This window comes from Litoreibacter meonggei (assembly GCF_003663885.1).
GTDB classification, from domain to species: domain Bacteria; phylum Pseudomonadota; class Alphaproteobacteria; order Rhodobacterales; family Rhodobacteraceae; genus Litoreibacter; species Litoreibacter meonggei.
In genome coordinates this window covers 249,260-268,266 of record NZ_RCCE01000001.1, presented here as the reverse complement: position 1 = coordinate 268,266, position 19,007 = coordinate 249,260, and the positions used below count along the sequence as shown (strand labels likewise).

At 58.5% G+C, this 19,007-nt stretch carries 21 protein-coding genes; 8 read left to right on the top strand and 13 right to left on the bottom strand.

Annotated elements, in window-relative coordinates; genetic code table 11:
- Positions 1-122: 122 nt before the first annotated feature.
- Positions 123-704 carry a hypothetical protein gene (locus BCF46_RS01260; RefSeq protein WP_121020949.1) on the top strand — a complete coding sequence of 194 codons (582 nt, stop codon included), beginning with the start codon at positions 123-125 and terminating at the stop codon, positions 702-704.
- Between the two features lie 143 nt (positions 705-847).
- Here the strand turns inward: BCF46_RS01260 and rplI are convergent, their stop codons facing one another.
- The 4 genes from rplI to BCF46_RS01240 form a co-directional block, all read right to left on the bottom strand.
- Positions 848-1,474 (bottom strand): 50S ribosomal protein L9, encoded by a 627-nt coding sequence (gene rplI / locus BCF46_RS01255; RefSeq protein WP_121020947.1) that lies wholly within the window; start codon positions 1,472-1,474, stop codon positions 848-850.
- 12 nt (positions 1,475-1,486) lie between these two features.
- Positions 1,487-1,714: a 30S ribosomal protein S18 gene (rpsR, locus tag BCF46_RS01250; protein WP_073139131.1), complete on the bottom strand. Its 228-nt coding sequence runs from the start codon at positions 1,712-1,714 to the stop codon at positions 1,487-1,489.
- A gap of 31 nt (positions 1,715-1,745) precedes the next feature.
- On the bottom strand, positions 1,746-2,096 hold the full coding sequence (gene rpsF / locus BCF46_RS01245) for a 30S ribosomal protein S6 (RefSeq protein WP_121020945.1): 351 nt from the start codon (positions 2,094-2,096) through the stop codon (positions 1,746-1,748).
- Between the two features lie 151 nt (positions 2,097-2,247).
- On the bottom strand, positions 2,248-2,970 hold the full coding sequence (locus BCF46_RS01240; RefSeq protein ID WP_121020943.1) for a hypothetical protein: 723 nt from the start codon (positions 2,968-2,970) through the stop codon (positions 2,248-2,250).
- Positions 2,971-3,159: 189 nt separating this feature from the next.
- Here BCF46_RS01240 and BCF46_RS01235 point away from each other — a divergent pair, with 189 nt between their 5' ends.
- From BCF46_RS01235 to otnK, 3 genes are all read left to right on the top strand, one after another.
- On the top strand, positions 3,160-3,729 hold the full coding sequence (locus tag BCF46_RS01235) for a YceI family protein (protein ID WP_121020941.1): 570 nt from the start codon (positions 3,160-3,162) through the stop codon (positions 3,727-3,729).
- A 165-nt stretch (positions 3,730-3,894) separates the two neighbouring features.
- Positions 3,895-4,794, top strand: a complete 900-nt coding sequence (gene ltnD, locus BCF46_RS01230; protein ID WP_211332757.1) for an L-threonate dehydrogenase — start codon at positions 3,895-3,897, stop codon at positions 4,792-4,794.
- Complete coding sequence (gene otnK / locus BCF46_RS01225; RefSeq protein WP_121020937.1) at positions 4,791-6,047, top strand: 3-oxo-tetronate kinase; 1,257 nt, start codon at positions 4,791-4,793, stop codon at positions 6,045-6,047. The genes ltnD and otnK overlap by 4 nt, the downstream gene beginning before the upstream one ends.
- On the opposite strand, the gene BCF46_RS01220 is transcribed toward otnK, so the two are convergent.
- The gene (locus BCF46_RS01220) at positions 6,044-7,252 is read right to left on the bottom strand and encodes a cytochrome b/b6 domain-containing protein (RefSeq protein ID WP_121020935.1); all 1,209 of its coding nucleotides are present in this window, start codon (positions 7,250-7,252) and stop codon (positions 6,044-6,046) included. The genes otnK and BCF46_RS01220 overlap by 4 nt on opposite strands.
- Positions 7,253-7,345: 93 nt before the next feature.
- Complete coding sequence (locus tag BCF46_RS01215) at positions 7,346-7,720, bottom strand: cupin domain-containing protein (RefSeq protein ID WP_121020933.1); 375 nt, start codon at positions 7,718-7,720, stop codon at positions 7,346-7,348.
- 228 nt (positions 7,721-7,948) lie between these two features.
- Here BCF46_RS01215 and fabD point away from each other — a divergent pair, with 228 nt between their 5' ends.
- The 4 genes from fabD to BCF46_RS01195 all read left to right on the top strand — a co-directional run bounded on the left by fabD (position 7,949) and on the right by BCF46_RS01195 (position 10,653).
- Positions 7,949-8,887: an ACP S-malonyltransferase gene (gene fabD / locus BCF46_RS01210; protein ID WP_121020931.1), complete on the top strand. Its 939-nt coding sequence runs from the start codon at positions 7,949-7,951 to the stop codon at positions 8,885-8,887.
- Positions 8,880-9,440, top strand: a complete 561-nt coding sequence (locus BCF46_RS01205; RefSeq protein ID WP_121020929.1) for a COG3904 family protein — start codon at positions 8,880-8,882, stop codon at positions 9,438-9,440. The genes fabD and BCF46_RS01205 overlap by 8 nt, the downstream gene beginning before the upstream one ends.
- A gap of 24 nt (positions 9,441-9,464) precedes the next feature.
- A complete protein-coding gene (gene fabG, locus BCF46_RS01200; protein ID WP_121020927.1) occupies positions 9,465-10,202 on the top strand; it encodes a 3-oxoacyl-[acyl-carrier-protein] reductase in 738 nt (245 codons plus the stop codon).
- Positions 10,203-10,419: 217 nt separating this feature from the next.
- Positions 10,420-10,653 (top strand): acyl carrier protein, encoded by a 234-nt coding sequence (locus BCF46_RS01195; protein WP_090217826.1) that lies wholly within the window; start codon positions 10,420-10,422, stop codon positions 10,651-10,653.
- A gap of 386 nt (positions 10,654-11,039) precedes the next feature.
- Here BCF46_RS01195 and BCF46_RS01185 read toward each other — a convergent pair whose 3' ends face one another.
- From BCF46_RS01185 to BCF46_RS01155, 7 genes are all read right to left on the bottom strand, one after another.
- On the bottom strand, positions 11,040-11,945 hold the full coding sequence (locus tag BCF46_RS01185) for a bestrophin family protein (protein ID WP_121020923.1): 906 nt from the start codon (positions 11,943-11,945) through the stop codon (positions 11,040-11,042).
- A 110-nt stretch (positions 11,946-12,055) separates the two neighbouring features.
- Positions 12,056-12,421 carry a RidA family protein gene (locus BCF46_RS01180; RefSeq protein WP_121022217.1) on the bottom strand — a complete coding sequence of 122 codons (366 nt, stop codon included), beginning with the start codon at positions 12,419-12,421 and terminating at the stop codon, positions 12,056-12,058.
- A 13-nt stretch (positions 12,422-12,434) separates the two neighbouring features.
- A complete protein-coding gene (locus tag BCF46_RS01175; RefSeq protein WP_121020921.1) occupies positions 12,435-13,160 on the bottom strand; it encodes a DUF3726 domain-containing protein in 726 nt (241 codons plus the stop codon).
- Positions 13,157-14,833: a hypothetical protein gene (locus BCF46_RS01170; RefSeq protein WP_245989675.1), complete on the bottom strand. Its 1,677-nt coding sequence runs from the start codon at positions 14,831-14,833 to the stop codon at positions 13,157-13,159. The genes BCF46_RS01175 and BCF46_RS01170 overlap by 4 nt, the downstream gene beginning before the upstream one ends.
- Before the next feature lie 68 nt (positions 14,834-14,901).
- Positions 14,902-16,461: a BCCT family transporter gene (locus tag BCF46_RS01165; RefSeq protein ID WP_121020917.1), complete on the bottom strand. Its 1,560-nt coding sequence runs from the start codon at positions 16,459-16,461 to the stop codon at positions 14,902-14,904.
- Between the two features lie 32 nt (positions 16,462-16,493).
- The gene (locus BCF46_RS01160; protein ID WP_121020915.1) at positions 16,494-17,504 is read right to left on the bottom strand and encodes a membrane dipeptidase; all 1,011 of its coding nucleotides are present in this window, start codon (positions 17,502-17,504) and stop codon (positions 16,494-16,496) included.
- Positions 17,501-18,952 carry an aldehyde dehydrogenase family protein gene (locus BCF46_RS01155; protein ID WP_121020913.1) on the bottom strand — a complete coding sequence of 484 codons (1,452 nt, stop codon included), beginning with the start codon at positions 18,950-18,952 and terminating at the stop codon, positions 17,501-17,503. Before BCF46_RS01155 ends, BCF46_RS01160 begins: the two co-directional genes overlap by 4 nt.
- Positions 18,953-19,007 lie beyond the last annotated feature (55 nt).

Below are 19,007 nucleotides of genomic sequence, written 5' to 3'. Positions count from 1 at the left end.
CTTTTTCGTTGTTCCACAGGGTTTCGGCAAATGCCGCAGCAATTGCGCATGATTGCTGAAATTTTGTCGTAATTGGATTGCACAGTGAAAGGAGGGAAAAGAAATTTTTGAGGGACAACGCTATGAGCTTGATGGATTTCACGCTGGAAACACCGGAACAGGAACCATCTGTTACGGTGAAGCGAATCTCTGGCGGCTACCGCGTTCGCGAAACCAAGCTTGACGGATGGCGGGTGCAGATCGCACGCGCCTTTATGGCGGCGATTTGCTTTGGCCTGATGGCTGCTGGCGGCATGGTCTGGACGCTGACCGATGCAAGTTTCCCCGGTGACCCGTCGATCACCAAGGCCGTTCTGTCGACAGCAATTTACATCGTTGCCGCTGCCTTGGTCGCCAACGGCGCCTTTTCACGCGACCGCGACGAGCTTCATGTGGATATGAAGGGTCGCTTGCTCCATATCGTGTCGCGCGCGCCGCTTAGTCTTTTGCAATCGCGTAAAACACTGCGGTTCGAGGAGATCACCCGCATTGATCTGGCCGAAAGCAGCCTGATGAGTGAATTGCGCAGCGCTATCACCCGATTTGACTACGGTACTATCAAACTAAGCGCCCACGGTGATCGGGCATTCAACATAATCGGCGGCGACATGATGGACCTGGAGCCACTTCTGTGCCGCCTGCGTGGCGACACCGGGGTCGCCTGACCGTAATTTCAAGAGACCTTTTTAGTAGCTAACGAGGCCGTCCCCTTTTGGGGGCGGTTTTTTTTAGCCCTTTGGCGATGGGCAACGAAAAAGGCCGCCCCGAAGGACGGCCTTAAATCTGCGGGAAGTAGAAGAAGAGGGGCTTACGCCTCGTCTTCACCTTCCTCAGCGGCTGGGGCTTCCACAGCCTCGGCCAGATCTTCGTCTTCGGAAGCGGCAGCGCCGATATCGTCGAACAGTTCGGCGATTTCGAATTCTGCTTCTGCTTCGGCTTCAGCGGCCAATTCCTGAATGGATTTGCCGGAAGCTTGCAGTTCTGCTTCCTCAACCGAGCGGGCCACGTTCAACGAGAATACGGCTTCGACTTCGGGGTGCAAACGCACAGTCACGTCGTGAACGCCGAGGTATTTGATCGGGCGTTCCAGCACGACTTGACCGCGGTCGATTGTGAAGCCTTCAGCTGTTGCGCTGTCGGATGCGTCACGGGTGGTGACGGAGCCGTACAGAGCGCCGGCGTCAGATGCCTGACGAATCACGATGAACTGCTGGCCACCAAGTTTGTCAGCCATTGCTTCGGCTTCTTTCTTGGTCTCCAGGTTGTTGGCTTCAAGCTGCGCTTTTTGCGCGTCGAAGACAGCCTGGTTGGCTTTGGTGGAGTTCAACGCCTTGCCTTGCGGCAAGAGGAAGTTGCGGGCGTAACCCGCTTTTACGTCTACGATATCGCCCATTTGGCCGAGTTTCGCGACGCGTTCCAGAAGGATAACTTGCATGTGCTTTGCTCCTTACTTCACTGCGTAGGGCAGCAGGGCCAAGAAACGTGCGCGTTTGATGGCACGGGCCAGCGCACGCTGGTTCTTGGCGCCAACAGCGGTGATACGCGAAGGGACGATTTTGCCACGCTCGGATACATAGCGTTGCAGCGTGCGGGTGTCTTTGTAGTCGATTTTCGGGGCGTTATCACCCTCGAATGGATCGGACTTGCGACGGCGGAAAAATGGTTTAGCAGCCATGGTTTAGCTCCTTAAGTTCAGGTCAACAATATCAGTTGCGAGGGCGGCGTTCACGCTCGTCGCGCTTCTGCATCTGGACGGATGGGCCTTCTTCGTGCTCGTCGACCTTGATGGTCAGAACACGCATGACATCGTCATGCAGGCGCATCAGGCGTTCCATCTCCTGAACGGCGGCGGCTGGCGCATCCGAACGGACGAAGGCGTAGTGGCCCTTGCGGTTTTTGTTGATCTTGTAGGCCATGGTTTTCAGGCCCCAATACTCGTGCTCGACAACCTTGCCGCCATTGTCCGACAGGACGGCGGAGAAGTGCTCGATAAGACCTTCAGCTTGTGTGTTGCTCAGGTCTTGGCGCGAGATAAACACGTGCTCATACATTGGCATGTGTAATTCCTCTTACTTTTCAGGCGTGCTTCATAGGATGGGCATCTTGGACCTTCGCACCCATCCACGAGTGGCATCGCGGTTCAAATAGTTTCACGAAGGTGCGCGCGGTATAGCAGGGATGGCGCAGGGCGCAAGGGAATTGGGGGCCTCAGCACCCGTTAATCCGACCAGCGATTGCAAGGAACAACAGCATGTCCACCACCATCAGCATATGCCAGAACACCAGCGCCAACATAAAGGCCAGCGCGCCACGCCAAACACCCATCGGGAACAGCCGGAAATAGAGGCGAACAGAGGCGATCCAGTAGACCAAAAGGGCAATGAATATGACGGTGGTCTGAACCCCGTTGAGCATGTCGATCAACGGGTCTTGTGCGATCAGGTCGTTCAGATGCTGGATTTTAGCGCCGATCCCGTCCTCGCAGGTGGTCAGGCCCTTATGATACGTGCCGTATAGTTGCGGCGAGAGCACCTTGAACGCCCCGTAAAACAGCAAGGCGGCAAAGGTCGTGATGGTGACGTAAATCCCGTTGAAGTAGAACCCCAGCCGCATCAGGCGTTTGAGATCGCCCTCGTAGCGGCAAATTCTCCATGCCAGCGCAAAGCTGACAAAGCCCATCAGCGACAGGAACGCCGCGTGGATGCACAAGATCACCACACGGCTCAGATCGGTCAGGCTGTCCCCCAGCACCAGCGTGATCAGCACCGCATTTGTTAGCAGCGCAGAGCCTAGAAACAGCACGGAGCTGCGAAATCCGCTGTCATGGCGCACCCTGTAGGATATCTCAACGATGGGCCGTAGCAACGCCGCGCCCAGCAAATGCCAGAAGCGCAGGTAGTCGTCCAAATACTCTTTGATGAGGCCAATCATCTGCCCATCCCGCGTGCTGAAAGCCCGACTGTACCATTTTGACGGCCAAAATGGTGGATATTTGCACCCGTGCACAGGTCTACCCCGTATTTACGCACACAAACTGTTGATTGCCGCCGGATTGCTTTTCGCCACCGATCCACGATTTTAAGCGATGACGACTTTATTTCCTTGAAAGGATAAACAGACATGAAGACTCTCGCTCTTGCCACGGCCTTCGCGCTGGCCTCGACTGCCTCTTTTGCTGCCGACAGCTATACGCTCGACGCTAGCCACAGCCAGGTTGTGTTCAACTACAACCACCTCGGCTTCTCCACGACTTACGGCATGTTCTCGGGGTTCGAGGGCGAGATTTCCTTTGACGAAGCCGATCCGGCGGCGTCCTCGGTTACCGTTTCCATGCCAGTGAAAAGCATGCTGACAGGCTGGGAAAAGCGCACAGGTCACTTCATGTCACCTGACTTCTTTGGCGCAGAGGACGGCGACATGGTCACCTTCACCTCGACCGGTATCGAAGTGACCGGTGATGCGACCGCCAAAATCACCGGCGATCTGTCGATGAACGATGTCACCAAATCGGTGGTGTTGGACGCCAAGCTGAACAAGTCGGACACGCATCCGATGGCAGGCAAGCCGTGGTTGGGCTTTGACGCGACCACAACGCTGCTGCGCTCCGACTTCGGTCTGGGTGCGTTCGCACCAGCCGTGAGCGATGAGGTTCAGGTTATGATCTCCATCGAGGCGCAAAAAGCCGAATAATCCGGTTGCTCAAGCGTTATAGCCCCGTCCGGCGTTATGAGCCGGGCGGGGCTTTTTGCGTTTTGGGGCTATTGCAGGCCGAACGACGATTGACAGTATTCTCGAAAAACGGCACAAATTTTGAAATTATTATAAAATCTTGAAATTTGCGCTTGGGAGGGCCTGATGACAAAACAAATGACTGCTGCGGTCATTGGGCTTGGCTCGATGGGGTGGGGTGCGGCGGTATCGCTGCTGCGCGTTGGCATTGCAACGCGAGGCGTAGATATCCGCGCCGACGTGTTGGAGAAATTCACCGCCGAGGGCGGCACGAGCTTTACCTCGGTGAGTGACGCCTGCGCGGGGGCTGACGTCGTGTTCATTTTCGTCGTGAACGGCGCGCAGGCAGAAGATGTCCTGTTCGGTGCAGGCGGAGCGGTTGCGGCGGCGCAGGACGGCACCGTCTTTGTGACCTGCGTGACGATGGAGCCATCGCGCGCGGTCGATCTGGCGGCGCGGGTGGAAGCGGCTGGTATGTTGGCTATCGATGGACCAGTCTCCGGCGGCTCGGTAAAGGCGTTGACGGGCGAGATGACGATCATGGCCTCTGGCCGTGCGGAGGCATTTGACAAGGCAGGGCCTTGTCTAGACGCGATTGCCACCAAGGTCTACCGATTGGGGGATGAGGCGGGCAAAGGCTCGCAAGTCAAGATGATTAACCAACTTCTGGCTGGCGTCCACATCGCCGCCGCCGCCGAGGCGCTGACCTTGGGGGCGAAGATCGGGCTTGATCTTGGCGTGTTGCACGAGGTCATTCAGGAATGTGCGGGCAACTCGTGGATGTTCGGAAACCGTGGCGCGCATATCGTTGAAGGGGACTACACGCCCCATTCGGCGGTGGATATTTTCGTGAAGGATTTGGGCATCGTGACGGGCGAGGCGGGCAATCATCCGGTGCCTTTGTCCCAAACTGCGCTTGGGCTGTTCAAGGAGGCGTCCGCCGCTGGCATGGGCCGCGAAGATGATGCGGCGGTGGCGAAACTGCTGGCAGCCAAAGGCGGCATCAAACTGCCGGGCATGTCATGACCGTTCTGGGCTGCATTGCCGACGACTTCACCGGGGCGACCGATCTGGCGGGGCTACTGGCGCGCTCTGGCGTAAAGGTGAACCTGCATATGGGCGTGCCTAACGCGCCGCCCACAGATACTGCCGCGTTCGAGGTGATCGCTCTCAAGTGCCGCACGGAGCCTGTCGCGGACGCTGTTGCCGAATGCCTGCGCGCGCTGGACTGGTTGCAGGCTGCGGGCGCTCGGCGGTTCTTTTGGAAGTATTGCTCAACCTTTGACAGCACGGCGGACGGCAATATCGGCCCTGTTGCAGAAGCCTTGATGGCGAAGCTGGGGGCGGAGCAGACGATCTACTGCCCCGCATTCCCCGAAAATGGCCGCGCGATCTTCATGGGCTACCTGTTCGTGGGCGAGCAGCCATTGGCCGAGAGCCCGATGAAAGACCACCCGCTGACACCCATGCGCGACAGCAATTTGATGCGCCTGTTGGAGCCTCAGGTGACGCGCCCCGTGGGGCTGGCGAACCGCTTGGTGGTCGAGAAGGGGGCGGAGGCCCTGAGCGAGCGCTTGTCTGACCTGAAGCGCGAGGGCGTGATGCATGTGGTGGTGGATGCGGTGTCGAATGACGACCTGTATGTGATTTCCGAAGCCTGCCGCGACATGCCGTTCCTGACGGGGGGCAGCGCCGTGGCGATGGCTTTGCCGGCGCTGTATCTGAAAGACGGAACCCTTGCCGCTGACGCACCGAAGATGGAAGCACCTGACTTGGCTGACGGCGCGATCGTGCTGTCGGGCAGTTGCTCCGCCATGACCCGCGCGCAGGTCGCGGCGTATCTGGATCAAGCCGACGGCTACCGCTTGGACCCGCTTGATCTGGCCGAAAACGGCGTGGATGAGGCGCTGGCGTGGTTGGAGAAGCAGCCTGTGGGTAGCGACAAGATCATCTACGCCACAGCGGAGCCTTCATCGGTGAAAGCCGCACAAGAAAAACTGGGCGTCACCAAAGCGGGCCGCGTGGTCGAAGACGCCTTGGCCGCCCTTGCCGTGAAAGCCCGCGAGTTGGGCGTGCGCCGTTTTGTGGTGGCGGGAGGCGAGACCTCTGGTGCTGTGACCAAGGCGCTTGGCGTGACGCAACTGACCATCGGCGCGGAGATCGCGCCGGGGGTGCCATGGTGCTTTGCCACAAGCGACGGTCACGACATCGCCCTGACCCTCAAATCCGGCAATTTCGGCGCGGAGAGCTTCTTTGCGGACGCGCTTGCCAAGCTCTAGTTGCGGGTGGCGGTCAGGTTGACCGTGACGGCCACGTCAAAGCCCAGAGAGCTTTCGTCAGGGTAGCTTTCCCCGATGTTGAAACTGGTGCGGTTCAGCCGCGTCTGGCCCTGCATCACGGCGGTATCCCCGTCGATTTGCAGCGAGAACGGTAGGACCACAGGGGTTTCCACGCCTTTGAGCGTCAGGGTGCCTTCGGCCTTGTAGGTGTCAGCGTCTGCAAGAATGTCCGCCTTGAACACTGCGGTGTCGTGGGTCGCCGCATCCAAGAAATCCGCGCCCATAGCTTGGCTGGTGACCGAGCCGAGGGTGAGCGAGCCTACCGAAATTTGAACCTCCACATCGCCGTGGCGACCGTTCGCATCGGGTGTTTCGGAAAAGTTAATAGCGGCGGTCCAATCGGCAAAGCTGCCCTGCACGTCGCTGCCCAACTGGCGCACGGTGATGGCCAATGTGCCGTCTTGCACGGTCCAGCCGCTCTCGACGGTTTCCAAACTGGAGGCTGCGGGCGCAAGAGATTGCTGCTGCACAGGCGCGGCGAACATCCCCAGATTGGCCCCGACCACCATGGCTAGCAGATAAGCGCCGACCGCACCAAGGATTGGCAAGGCCGAGCGGTGTTGCGCGGGTACGCTGTCAGGCTCGGTGATGCCGGGGGTCATGCGTCTCAGGGTTATGTCTTTGTCGATGAAGTGGTGCTTCAACGCGCCCGCCACGTGCAGGATGATGGAGATCGCCAAAACCCGCTCGAACACGATGTGCAGGGAGGCAAAGATATGCGCGAAACTGTCGTCCTTCGGCACGAAAGGCAGGCCTTGCCCGAACGGCCACCAGATCGGTGCGAATCCGGTGGTCGCGGCGTGGTGAATCCACCCCGTCAGCGGCACCAGCACCAAGGCGGCATAAAGCGTCCAGTGGACGAGTTCCGCCAACATGGCCTCCAACCGCTTGTCCGCGTTCAGCAATGCCGGTTTGGGCTGCGAGATGGCCCACGCGATGCGGGCCAGTGCGGTGAAGAAGATGAACACGCCGAGGGTTTTGTGGATCGAGAACATCTGCGCTTTGAACGCCAGCGCCGCGCCTGTGTCATAGGGCAGGCCGTTGGCGTAGATGCCCAGCGGGATCATGGTGATGATCAGCAGGGCGATCAGCCAGTGGAAACTTTTGGTGACGGACCCGTAGGTCGTCGTGCTGTTGCCGCGCATGGGATGTTCCTGTTTCTGGTCGAGCGCCAATCTAGACGCGTTGTGCCGGAAGCTGAATGCACGAAACTGTGCATCGCTGCGACCGGTGGTTGTTCAGGTCGCGTCGGGATCGACCAGGTCGGTCTGTATCCATTCGCGGCTTAGATGGATGTCGATGCTTTCCAGACGACCCGGCCCAAGGTTCTCGTATTTATGCGGGACCGCAGCGGGGCCCATCAAAACATCACCTTCGGAGGCTTCGATCACCTTGTCGCCGATGGTGAAACGGGCGCGGCCTTTGCGGAGGATAAAAATCTCGTCATAGGGATGCACATGCCATTTGGGGCCGACACCGACCTCGTCGGTGGCGTAGAACAAGACCGTGACGTCGGAATCGATCAGCGCGCCCCCGACCACGCCTTTCCAATCATCCTTGTCCGACTTCCAGTCGGCATGTTTCACGTGTTGGGCGGGTTTTTGCGGTTTCATCTTACAATCTCCCTTGTTGGCTGTCGGACGCGCCTGACCGGTTTAAAATGGGGCAAAGCGATGCCGAAACTTAGGGCAGCTTTCTTTGAGTGACCATCTATAACATGGCCCCGAAACTGCGAACCGGCGCACAGGTTTTGTGCGCGAAGCACCGCGCGGTGCTTGTGAGGGGGCATCCGGTCGGCTAGACCTTTAAAAAACACCACAAACGAACAGGGGAGCAGCCATATGCGCGCATTTGTATTTCCGGGCCAAGGGGCCCAGACCATCGGGATGGGACGCGATCTGGCTGAGGCCTATCCAGAAGCCAAAGCCGTGTTTGACGAGGTTGACGAGGCCTTGGGCGAGAAGCTGTCCGCTTTGATTTGGGAAGGCGAGCAGGACACACTGACCCTGACCCAGAACGCGCAACCCGCACTGATGGCAACGTCCTTGGCGGTGATGGCGGCGTTGAAATCCGAAGGGATCGGCGTTGACGCCGCGTCCTTCGTGGCGGGGCATTCGCTTGGGGAATATTCGGCACTCGCGGCGGCAGGGTCCATTTCCGTGGCAAACACCGCCCGCTTGCTGCGCACACGTGGCTTGGCGATGCAGGAGGCCGTGCCGGTAGGCGTCGGCGCGATGGCTGCGTTATTGGGCTTGGACTTCGAGACGGTTCAAGCCGTGGCCGAGCAGGCCGCGGGCGATGAAGTGTGCCAAGCCGCCAATGACAATGATCCCAGCCAGGTTGTGGTCTCCGGCCACAAAGGGGCCGTGGAGCGCGCGGTGGAGCTTGCCAAAGCGCGCGGTGCCAAGCGCGCGGTGCTGTTGCCCGTCAGCGCGCCGTTTCACTGTGCCTTGATGGAGCCCGCGGCGCGCGCCATGGCCGAAGCCTTGGACGATGTGGATATCGAGGACCCGTCCGTTCCGTTGGTAGCGAACGTATTGGCGTCCTCGGTGAGCAGTTCGTCAACCATCCGCACGCTGTTGGTCGAGCAGATCACAGGCTCCGTCCGCTGGCGCGAAAGCGTTGACTATATGGGTACGCAAGGCGTGACCGAGATTTGGGAGATTGGCGCGGGCAAGGCCCTATCCGGCATGATCCGCCGCATCAACCGCGACATTGGCACGCGGGCGATCGGCTCGGCGGATGACGTCAAGGCTGCGGTGGAAGCGTTGAATGCTTAAAGCCCGACTGCTCTCGCTCGCCCTCGTGGCGGGCTGCGGGACGGTGGAGAACATGTCCCAGACCCTGCAAATGCAGGTCGACGGGCAAAGTCTGCGCATGGACGGTGTTATCAACACGCGGGCCTTGCGGCAGTTTGTCGATGTTTTGGACAGCAATCCGGCCCTGCGCGAAGTGGTGCTGGGCCAGATCGACGGCTCACTGGATGACGAGGTGGTGGCCGAGATGGGCTACACCCTGCGCGAACGGGGGCTGGCGACGCGGATGTTGCCAAGCTCGGAAGTGTTTTCCGGCGGGGTGGACCTGTTTCTGGCAGGGGTGCAACGCACGGTGCCTGCGGGCGCCGTGGTGGGCGTGCATGAGTGGGAGACCGGCTTCGGTTCGGCGCGGGATTACCCGCGGGGATCAAAGCAGCACGAACCGACGCGGGGCTATATCGAGGATATGCTGGGGTCTGACGCCTTCTACTGGTTCACGGTAGAGGCCGCATCGTTCAACGAGGTGCATGTCATGACGCGAGGCGAATTGATTAAATACGGCGTGGTGACACGCTGAGACACATTAAGAAAGGGCAGTAAGATGTTTAACTTAGAAGGAAAATCGGCGCTTGTGACAGGTGCGTCCGGCGGGATCGGCGGAGAGATTGCCAAAATCTTGCACGCGCAGGGCGCAACGGTCGGTCTGTCCGGCACACGGGTCGAGCCGCTGGAGGCTCTTGCCGCCGAGTTGGGGGAGCGCGCGCATGTGTTGCCGTGCAACCTGAGCGACTTTGACGCCGTCGACGCGCTGCCCAAGCAGGCGGTGGAGGCGATGGGCGCGGTGGACATTCTGGTCAACAACGCCGGCATCACCCGCGACAACCTGTTCATGCGCATGTCGGATGACGAATGGCAGTCGGTGATCGACGTTAACCTGACCTCGACCTTCAAGCTTTGCAAAGGCGTGTTGCGCGGCATGATGAAGTCGCGGTGGGGGCGGATCGTGAATATCTCCAGCGTTGTCGGGGCCACGGGCAATCCGGGGCAGGGCAACTACGCGGCGTCGAAGGCGGGCATGGTCGGTATGTCCAAGTCGCTGGCCTACGAGGTCGCGTCGCGGGGGATCACCGTCAACTGCATTGCGCCGGGCTTTATCACCACGCCGATGACCGAGAAGCTGACGGATGACCAAAAGGCTGGCATCCTTGGGCAAATTCCTGCTGGCCGGATGGGCGATGCGGGCGAAATTGCGGCTGCTGCCCTCTATCTTGCCAGCGCTGAAGCGGGCTATACTACGGGCACTACGCTGCATGTGAATGGCGGAATGGCGATGATCTAAGCGCTGGTATGCCACGCCTTACCTATGGTTAAATTGGGGTTGCATAAGCGTTTGCGTTCCCTATTTGGTGTGCTATAGGCGGCGCAGATATTGCCGGGGGGACCCTCGGTTGCCGTGTATGCGGCGAGTATAACAGGCCAAATGGCCACACCACTTGGGCGGGGAAACCTGTCCGCAACATATCGGGCCAGCCCCGAGCAACTACGAGGAATACAACATGAGCGATATCGCAGACCGCGTTAAAAAGATCGTTGTCGAGCACCTTGGTGTAGAAGAAGACAAAGTTGTTGAAAACGCATCGTTCATCGACGATCTGGGCGCAGACAGCCTCGACACCGTTGAGCTGGTTATGGCGTTCGAAGAAGAGTTCGGGATCGAAATCCCAGACGACGCTGCAGAAACCATCCAGACTTTCGGCGACGCAACGAAATTCATCACCGAAGCTTCCTGAGCTTAAGCTTAGGGCTTTGACGAGATTAGAGATGGCGCTCTTCGGGGCGCCATTTTTTTATTTTCGTGGCGTGGTGCTTGCTTGTCCGCTTTGCGGGACAAAACCGACCTTGGATTTTCCACCTTCGCTGACGCAGCATTGTTTCGCTTATGCGGCGAAATTCCCGCTACGACAAATTTCGAGTCGCCGAAGCGGTCATTGCTGAACGGTCGTAGGGCGTTGGGTTTGGCTGGCATATGTTCGTTGCAGTCGGTTACGAATGAGAACCTGCGGCGATGCCAAACCCCATTCAAATTGCTGTTTGAATCAGCTTTACCAAAATCAAGATCCCGTTCCCGACATGCAATCAAGAGATCATCTGAAGCAAACCGAATTCACGTCTATCTCTAACTTAAAACGTGATTGGTCGCAGAGAGAGCTGGGGGCGGTTCGCGGTCTGTTGCTTCTGACACCGAAATTTCGACCACCCGACACATCGCATCCAGAGGCAGGCCATTTTTGACCATTCGGAAAGGATGCTCCAGTTCATTTGTCACCGCTTGTAAGCCAAAGAAAACATAGGCAACGACGGCAACGAAGAATGGCAAAAGCGGCCCCGCTACTTCGAGCAGAGCGAAGGGCAGCAAGAGGCAATAGAGGTAGGTCGTGCGGCGGACCAGCAAGGAATAGACGAAGGGCAGCGGGGTCGTTGCAATACGCTCACAACCGGCCTGATGCAGGCCAAGCGATGTGATGATCTTGCCGATCGAAATCTGGCCAAAATCGTTGATCGCACCCTGCGCGTGAAGATGTCTGATCTGTTCCGAGATCACACGCAATGCCCCATCGGTGCTGTTGCTTTTGCCTGCAAGAGTGGCCGCGTTTGCGACGCCAATCCAGTTTGCCGCGTCTTTACTGGCGTCCACACCGCGTAGCATGCCTCGGTGGAAATGTGCAAAAGCCACAACAACATCCAGAATGTCTTTGCGGTCTTTGATGTCGGGGACGAAAATCTCGCAGGTTTTGGCCAGATTGCGCACGTCGGCAATGATACCACCCCAAAGCTTGCGGCCCTCCCACCAACGATCGTAGGCCGCATTATTGCGAAACCCCAAGAACAACGACAGCGCTATCCCGAAGACACTCATCGCTGTGAGCGAAACATGTGGGATGAAAACCAAACGGGTATCCAGAGCCATGATTGCGCTGGAAAAGACCGTGAAACCGGCGATCTTTGAGAGGATCTGTGGAACAATGGACCCCTGCATTTCTACAAAAAGTGTCAATCCAGAGGGCTGTTCCTTTATTATCACTGCCGTGTCACCCTTTGTCGATGTGCCAATGGAACGAGAAATTGGGAGGACGTGATTGTCACCCGAACAGCAGGCCGGAGCGGCGCGTTGCGGCTCCGGCCTCACTTTGATTAAGCGGCGGCGGCCTCTGGCAGGGCGACGACAGCGATCATTTCGACGCGCATGCCGGGACGCGCGAGGGACGTACCGCCAGTTGCGCGCGCAGGCGGGGCGTCTTTGCTGACCCATTCGTCCCAGATCGCGTTCATCCCTTGAAAGTCGGCCATATCGGCCAGCCAGACTTGGACAGATGCGATGTCGGATTTGGTCGCGCCCAGCTCAGCGACGACTTTGTCCAGTTTCGTCAGCACTTGTCGGGTTTGCGTTTCGATGTCTGCACTCAGGTCGTCGGGCACTTGGCCTGCGAGAAATGCGATGTTTCCGATGGTCACGGCTTGACTCATACGAGGGCCGGGGTTGAGGCGGGAGAGTGTCATGATATTTCCTTTGTCAATCATTGTCACTTAGGGTTGATCCGGCGCCAGTGCGTGATGCCTCTGTGGCAGGTACGGTGGTGCGCATGGCGAAAGCGTTGAGGGCTGCAATGGTCGCAGCGGTGGTTTGAGCGTTGGGCATGGATGCGGCAGACGGCTTATGTGGCTGGGCGGCTTTGGCGGATAATGTCAGCACAAGTTGCGGCACGCCAAGGGACTGCAAGGCCGCTTGGAGCCACGTTTCATCGTTGTCGATACGGATCGCACCCTCTGGCCAAGACAACGTGAACGCCAGACTTTTGCTGTGTGCCAGTTCAACCAAGAAAGGGACCAATAGAATGGGCGCGCTGACCGGACCGAGTGCAACCGTCGCGCCAGAGTTTGGCCCTTCGGGCAGGTCGGCATAGTCGCACATCGTCGCACCCAGAATGATTGGGCAGGCAGGCTGACCATGTGCATTTTGCCAGTCGCCGGGGGTTGCTGACGGGCACAGGTCTGCCCAGTCGCGCCCATCCGCGCGTTCCAGATGTGCGCGCATATGGGACGGTCCATCAATACCATGCGACACCAGCCAAGCTGCTGCAAACCCTGCTTCTTCGGCCATGCCCCAGCTCATACCAGCGCCACGCGCGGCTTTCATGCACAAGGATGCGGCTTCATTGCACGACAACGGCGCGGGCTCTGTGTCGCCAAAAAACGGAGTGGAATCGCCGCGAGTCTGGTCCTGAGGTTCAAAACTCATACGGCACCTCCCGCTTTGATGTCATCGGGGAAGGGTGCGCCTGCAAATAGGTTGATGCGCACCCAGCGATCCGAACGGGGGTCGAACTGGCTCGCGCCGAAAAAGGCTAGTTTGCAACGCAAGAGATCGATTGGCAGCATGTCGGCGGCGATGAGGTTGTCTTGCACTTCGGCATAGGGGTGGCGCTTTGCGATCTGCACGCGCCGCACCGCAAAGCGATGTTCTGGATGTGCCAACATCAGCGCTGCGACGGATCGCGTACCGTCAAAACTTTGCACCGCTGCATGAAGCTCTGACATCAGGCGCGCGATGCAAAGCGGCTGTTCCAATGTCGCGCCGTCCTCGGTCGCGCGCTCGCCCAAACGAGGCTCAAGCTTTTCTTCAGAGACATACCAGAACCGTGCGACATTTTCGGGTGAGGTGAAATCAATCGCAAGCGCCCAAGCGTAATGGGTTTCCAGAATGCGGCGCAACTCGGCCACGGGCATCGCGCCGTCGATCCTGAAACTGGCCGCTTCATCAGCCCCCATATGGTCGGCCAGATCGTCGACCAGTGCGCCGTGAGGCTCCAGCATAAGGGACAAAAGCGCCTCTTGTCCTTCAAAGGTCAGGGTTTGGACACCCCAGCTCCAAAGAGCATCCCAAGGATGTTCGCCCTTCCAGTCCCACGTATTCAGCGTTGTCGAAAGCAAGGCGAGGTCATGGCGCAGCTCATCCAGCTTGCAGACCTGAATAGGATGCTCGGAGTGCCAAACCCTAGCGTTCGTGATTGCCGCATCCAGCGCAGCGCTCAGGTCCGAAACAGCCTGAGACCGAGCAGTTGGCTGTGCACGAACGCGGGCCAGTGCCTCTTCACGGGCCATCATCCAATTGTTAAGCAAAACAGGGTGGCGCACAATGAAAGGGGCCATCCCGAGGCCGGTGGAATTACCAACACCAAGGCTGCGGCGGATGTCGCGATCCAGCTTTACAGCGGTCTTTCCACCTCGGGCAGTCGCGATATGCTCGACGATATCGACGGTAAAGGCGCGGATCAGCCAGACGGTGAGCATTTCCACCTGAAACGGCGCGGCAAGTTCAGGCCGCTGAGCGATATCGGCGCGGTCTGATGCGCCAAACTTGCCCGATCCATAAACTGCCGTGGTGCGCATCAGATATCCTACGGCGGCAATTTCGGCCGGATCAGGCTGGCATCCTTGCGCCAATGCATTGACCACATGTTCGAATAACCGCACCGAGCGATTGGCACGGGCGAGCGTCAATTCCTTGGTGCTAATGCGCCCGGCTTCTTGGTAAGGAACATTGTCTGCCAGTCGTGCGATATCTTCTGCTGTTGGTTCACCGTCGAACAAGGTAAATGTCGCGTCCCATGCGGTCGCGATCACACGGTCGGACCGCATTTCTGGGGGCAGGTCGTGGGCAAAGGCCACAAGGCTATAAGTGCGCTCGGCGCTTTTGACGCGGTATACTCCGTGGCCGACGCCGTTCGCGTCCACGTTCCAGACGGGACGGTCAATTTTCCAATCGCTCGATGCAAGACGCCGCAATAGCACGCGCAGAAATGACAGGCGGGTCGGGTGGCCACAGCCCATGCGGGCAAGGCGCATGACCTCAGTTGCCGGACGCATATATTCTAGAGTTTCAGTGGATAGGATTGAGGTATTCAATGACATAGCAGATCCTCCCAAAAGTGCAGATGTGTGGCAAACGTGGCGCACCCGCGGCGCGCCACGTTATTGGGTTATGCAGTCTCAGCTTTAGGTTCGCGGCCCAGCATCAGCGTGATCCGCAACGCATCCCAAAGGGACGGCAGCAAGATCAGCGATACCGGTACCGCCGTCACGACGATGAAGCTTTGTAATTTGCCGATCCCCCCCGATCCGGTCGAGATCAGGATCAAAGCCATCACGCCCATGGCCAAACCCCAGAACGCGCGCATGGCGGACGAAGGCTCGCCTGTTGTCATGGTGCTGGAGATAACATAGCTCATGGAGTCGCTTGTCGTGGCGACAAAACACATCGTCAGAACCAGAAACAGGACCGACAGGATAAACCCCATTGGCATGGCTTGGGTGATTGCCAGCAGACCTGCAGGCAGGTTGAAGCCTTCGAATGGAGCGGAGATGATGCCGGGCTCAGCGATCTCGAAAAAGATGCCGGAGCCGCCGATGATCGTGAACCAGAAGTTCGTGATCAGAGGTGCCATGATTGACAGCGTCAGGATGATTTGGCGGATCGAACGGCCGCGGCTGATGCGTGCGATGAAAACGGCCATCAAAGGACCGTAGCCCATGAACCAGCCCCAGAAAAACACGGTCCACCAGCCCAGCCAACCGGCATCGCCAAACAAGCCAGCGTCGCCGCGGTACATAGCCATGTCAAAGAAATGCGTAGCGTAAACCTGCATGCCGCCGAAGAAGCCTGCAAAAATATCCATCGTAGGGCCTGCAATAAGCATGAAAGCGAGCAGTGCACCTGCAAGGATCACGTTGATCTGCGACAGGATCTTGATGCCTTTGGCCAATCCGGTAATCGCAGAAACGGTATACAGGCCCACAAGCGCCATGATCGCGACAGCCTGTGTGGCAAAGTTGTCCGGAATACCGGTCAACTCGTTCAACCCGTAAGACATTTGTAGTCCAAGAAAGCCGATGGGGCCAACGGTGCCAGCTACAACTGCGATGATGCAGGACGCATCCGCGATCAGGCCGATGGGGCCTGTCAGGGCACGGTCACCGAAGACAGGGTAAAGCAGCGTGCGCGGGGCAAGCGGCAGACCCTTGTCGTAGTGGTAATGCATCAGCATCACTGTGGTCAGCGACCCAAGAATAGCCCAGGCCAGAAAACCCCAGTGCAGAAAGCTTTGGGCAAGGGCCGCATGGGCCTGCGCCTGCACGTCACCGCTCAGGTCACCAAAGACGGGCGGCGGTGAGAGGAAATGCGCAATCGGCTCACCCGCGGCCCAGAACACGCCACCGCCCGCAAGCAATGTGCACATGATCATGGACGCCCAGCTGAATGTTGAAAATTCAGGCATGGTCAGCGCGCCCATCAAGGTCTTGGAGCCCGGCAGAACGCACAGCACCAGACCAATCAAAAACGTGGCCAGCAAAAGGATCTGCCAGTAAAGCCCGAAATACTTTGCCGAGAACGCAAAGCTGCTGTCCACCAGCGCAGAGAGCCCGTCAATGTTGAAAAATGCATAGGCGCAGAACAGGGCGATGAAGCCGCCCGTGATTGCAAAGAGCGCCTTGTCCGTTCCGCCTGAAATTAGGCCCGTCGTTTTGTTCGTATCACTCATCTTTGTTCCTCCCAGAAGCGATGATGCGCCACCTATTCGGCAGCATTTTGGATTTCTTTGGGGCTGGCTTGTGCCCCAAAACTTTTGTCAAAGAAGGCATGCCAGTTGTCGCCCATCACACCGTCTATGGTTTCCACGTCCAGACCAGCTGCCAAAAGCCCTTCGCGGATACCTGCCAGATCACGGTTGTCGTGGAACCAGTTCGGCATGGCCGGAAAGCCTGCGTTGGCGGCAGATCCTTCGCCGTAGTCGATGGCCTTGGTCCAGCGGCCCACGCGCATCCATTCGACAATGCTGTCGGGTTGATCCTGACACAGGTCTGTGCCGATGCCGACATTCTGTGACCCCACCAGATCAATAGCCAACGCCGCCATATCGCACCAGGATTGCAGCGTGCATTTGCTGCCGTCCTTCAGGTGATGCGGATAGGCAGAAAGACCAAGGAACCCGCCGCTTTGTCCAAGGGTGCGCAGCAGATCATCGGATTTGTTGCGCAAGGCGCTGTGCCAGCTGGCGGGGTTCGCGTGGCTGATTGTGATCGGGCGACTGGAATGCTCAATCGCCTCAAAGGTTGAACGCTCGCCAGAATGGCTCATGTCGATGACAAGGCCAACACGGTTCATCTCGGCCACCACCTGACGGCCCATGCGGGTCAGGCCCGTGTCCTCGTCTTCATAGCAACCTGACGCCAGCAGGGACTGGTTGTTGTAGGTTAACTGCATGAACCGCAGTCCCAGCGTGTGCATGACCTCGACCAGCCCGATGTCGTCTTCGATGCACGACGGGTTTTGCGAACCAAAAAAGATCGCCGTGCGCCCGGTTTCGCGTGCATGGCGGACATCGTCAGCCGTGCGGCCCTGAAAGATCAGGTCGGGATATTGTTCGAACCAGCGGTTCCACTGCTCAATCAGCAGCACTGTTTCACGAAACGTCTCGTGATAGGTAATGGTGACGTGGACAGCATCCACGCCTCCCGATCGCATCTGCCGGAATATCTTTTCCGACCAATTGGCGTATTGCAGACCGTCGATCAGATAGGTCATGTGGGTGCTCCCGCGGACACGTATGCGGTTTTCACGGTGGTGTAGAACTCGGCCGCATATGACCCTTGCTCGCGCGGGCCAAAGCTTGATGCACCACGGCCACCGAAGGGCACATGGTAGTCCGTGCCCGCCGTGGGCAGGTTTACCATTACACAGCCAGCCCGCATGTTGGCGCGGAAGTGGCTGGCCCGCGCAAGCGAGGTTGTCATGATGCCAGCAGTCAGCCCAAACTGAGTGTCATTGGCAAGGCTCAAAGCTTCGTCGTAGCTATCGGCGCGTTGCACGACCGTTATCGGTGCGAACATCTCTTCGCGGTTGATCCGCATGTCATTGCGAGTGTTTGCAAAGACGGCGGGCGACATGTAGTAGCCATCTGTTGCCATCTCCAAACGGTCGCCACCACACAGCAATTCAGCGCCTTCGCCCTTGCCGATACCTACGTATTCGAGGTTCTGGTTCAACTGGCTTTCACTGACCACCGGGCCAAGTTGCGTGCCCGCTTCAAGTGCGTGCCCGACCTTCATCGCCTTGGTGGCAGCAACCAGCTTTTCGACAAATGCATCGTGGACGGCGCTGTGAACAATCAGGCGGCTTGCGGCGGTGCATTTCTGACCTGTGCCCCCAAAGGCAGAGCCTGCGGCGTGCATAACAGCCAAATCAATGTCTGCGTCGTCCATGACGATCAACGGGTTCTTGGACCCCATTTCCATCTGCACCTTGGTCATGTTCAGCATGGCGGCGGCGGCGATACCACGGCCTACAGGGACGGAACCGGTAAAGCTGATCGCGTCCACTTGCGCGCTTTCTACAAGGCGCTGCCCCACATCGCGGCCGGGACCGGCGACGAGGTTGAACAGGCCTTTGGGAATGTCCTGCCGAGAGATAATCTCGGTCAGGGCAATGGCGCTGGCAGGGGTAACATTGGCAGGCTTCCAGACGACGGCGTTGCCGAAGGCCAGCGCTGGGGCAATTTTCCAGGCAGGGGTCGCCACAGGAAAGTTCCAAGGGCTGATGATCGCCACAACACCGACCGGCTCGCGGCGCACGTCAATCTCGATACCCGGACGCACGCTCTCGGCCTGGTCGCCATGCTGGCGCAGGGTTTCTCCGGCAAAATAGGTAAAGAACTGTCCAGCGCGGTACACTTCCCCCTTACCTTCGGCAACCGGCTTGCCTTCTTCGCGTGACAAAATGCGCCCGATCTCTTCGGCGCGCGCCATCAATTCTGTGCCGATTGCCATTAGCACATCGTGACGCTTCTGAATGCCTGCGGCCCACCACTTAGATTGCGCACGGCGTGCGGCGGCAAGCGCCGCATCCAACTGGCTCGCATCCGCTTGCGCATACATCCCAATCAAGTCCGACGTGTCAGATGGGTTGCGGTTTTCGATTTGAGTCGCCCCATCTGTCCATGCGCCATCAATATAAAGTTGCGTAAGATCGGTCATGCTGGTCTCCAATTTGTTTAAATATGGTCTAGACCGCTGCGGTAACTTCAGTCAT

Coding starts and splice junctions, on each gene's coding strand:
- BCF46_RS01260 (WP_121020949.1), top strand. CDS start 123: ATGAGCTTGATGGATTTCACGCTGGAAACACCGGAACAGGAACCATCT.
- rplI (WP_121020947.1), bottom strand. CDS start 1,474: ATGCAAGTTATCCTTCTGGAACGCGTCGCGAAACTCGGCCAAATGGGC.
- rpsR (WP_073139131.1), bottom strand. CDS start 1,714: ATGGCTGCTAAACCATTTTTCCGCCGTCGCAAGTCCGATCCATTCGAG.
- rpsF (WP_121020945.1), bottom strand. CDS start 2,096: ATGCCAATGTATGAGCACGTGTTTATCTCGCGCCAAGACCTGAGCAAC.
- BCF46_RS01240 (WP_121020943.1), bottom strand. CDS start 2,970: ATGATTGGCCTCATCAAAGAGTATTTGGACGACTACCTGCGCTTCTGG.
- BCF46_RS01235 (WP_121020941.1), top strand. CDS start 3,160: ATGAAGACTCTCGCTCTTGCCACGGCCTTCGCGCTGGCCTCGACTGCC.
- ltnD (WP_211332757.1), top strand. CDS start 3,895: ATGACAAAACAAATGACTGCTGCGGTCATTGGGCTTGGCTCGATGGGG.
- otnK (WP_121020937.1), top strand. CDS start 4,791: ATGACCGTTCTGGGCTGCATTGCCGACGACTTCACCGGGGCGACCGAT.
- BCF46_RS01220 (WP_121020935.1), bottom strand. CDS start 7,252: ATGCGCGGCAACAGCACGACGACCTACGGGTCCGTCACCAAAAGTTTC.
- BCF46_RS01215 (WP_121020933.1), bottom strand. CDS start 7,720: ATGAAACCGCAAAAACCCGCCCAACACGTGAAACATGCCGACTGGAAG.
- fabD (WP_121020931.1), top strand. CDS start 7,949: ATGCGCGCATTTGTATTTCCGGGCCAAGGGGCCCAGACCATCGGGATG.
- BCF46_RS01205 (WP_121020929.1), top strand. CDS start 8,880: ATGCTTAAAGCCCGACTGCTCTCGCTCGCCCTCGTGGCGGGCTGCGGG.
- fabG (WP_121020927.1), top strand. CDS start 9,465: ATGTTTAACTTAGAAGGAAAATCGGCGCTTGTGACAGGTGCGTCCGGC.
- BCF46_RS01195 (WP_090217826.1), top strand. CDS start 10,420: ATGAGCGATATCGCAGACCGCGTTAAAAAGATCGTTGTCGAGCACCTT.
- BCF46_RS01180 (WP_121022217.1), bottom strand. CDS start 12,421: ATGACACTCTCCCGCCTCAACCCCGGCCCTCGTATGAGTCAAGCCGTG.
- BCF46_RS01175 (WP_121020921.1), bottom strand. CDS start 13,160: ATGAGTTTTGAACCTCAGGACCAGACTCGCGGCGATTCCACTCCGTTT.
- BCF46_RS01170 (WP_245989675.1), bottom strand. CDS start 14,833: ATGTCATTGAATACCTCAATCCTATCCACTGAAACTCTAGAATATATG.
- BCF46_RS01165 (WP_121020917.1), bottom strand. CDS start 16,461: ATGAGTGATACGAACAAAACGACGGGCCTAATTTCAGGCGGAACGGAC.
- BCF46_RS01160 (WP_121020915.1), bottom strand. CDS start 17,504: ATGACCTATCTGATCGACGGTCTGCAATACGCCAATTGGTCGGAAAAG.
- BCF46_RS01155 (WP_121020913.1), bottom strand. CDS start 18,952: ATGACCGATCTTACGCAACTTTATATTGATGGCGCATGGACAGATGGG.